The sequence below is a fragment of the Serratia sp. 506_PEND genome (assembly GCF_001076875.1).
Classification (GTDB): Bacteria; Pseudomonadota; Gammaproteobacteria; order Enterobacterales; family Enterobacteriaceae; genus Serratia; species Serratia marcescens.
Map to the genome: position 1 here is coordinate 1 of NZ_JVEL01000540.1, position 679 is coordinate 679.

Annotated in this window: 1 protein-coding gene and 1 pseudogene; one reads left to right on the forward strand and one right to left on the reverse strand. The window is 52.6% G+C overall.

What is annotated here, in order from left to right:
• A pseudogene (locus ADK28_RS32280) lies at positions 1 to 304 on the forward strand (histidine phosphatase family protein); the annotation flags it as partial.
• Between the two features lie 29 nt (positions 305 to 333).
• On the opposite strand, the gene ADK28_RS23490 reads toward ADK28_RS32280, so the two are convergent.
• Complete coding sequence (locus ADK28_RS23490) at positions 334 to 678, reverse strand: YcgJ family protein (RefSeq protein WP_065429423.1); 345 nt, start codon at positions 676 to 678, stop codon at positions 334 to 336.
• Position 679 lies beyond the last annotated feature (1 nt).

Sequence of the window (679 nt, forward strand, 5' to 3'; positions counted from 1 at the left end):
CCGGGCAGAACACCCGGTGATCCTCAAATACCATGCCACGGAGACGGACGGGTTGGTCAGCGATCTTCTATCCACCAGCAACAGACAACAGTGGGTGTTTGTCTCATGGGAACACAAAAACCTGGTGGTCGCCGCGAAGGCGTTGGTCAAACAGACCGGCGGTGATCCAGAGCAGATCCCGTCGTGGCCCGGGCACGATTTCGATAGCCTGTATATTGTCAAACTTAACGATCAGGGCCGGTTTGTGTCATTCAGCAAAGAAAGCGAGGGGCTGAACGGGGTAAGCGATCGCTGTCAGCAATGAAAAATAAGGGATCTGCCAGGTCCCTTCACTCATTGGGCAAACAGCCACTGTGTCGTTTTGCTGTCGATCTTACCGGAAGGTTTACCGTCAGCACCAAAATAGCGGTCCTGACGACACTCGTGTGCTTTGGTATCACAATACACGCCATTGGCAAATGTAAACGCCGTACGGTCAAATTCTCCCTGCACAGCCAGTTGCTTCCCTTTTTTTGCCCCCAGGTATTTCATCGTTAGTGCATCCGAAATCCCCGTCGCGTCGGCACAAAAATACACATCACAAACCACACCCTTTGCAGGTGAACGCAATGGGTTGTGTTCCGCGGCGCCCGCCAGTATGGGTGCACCACCTGCAAAGATGAATAACAACATCGTGATA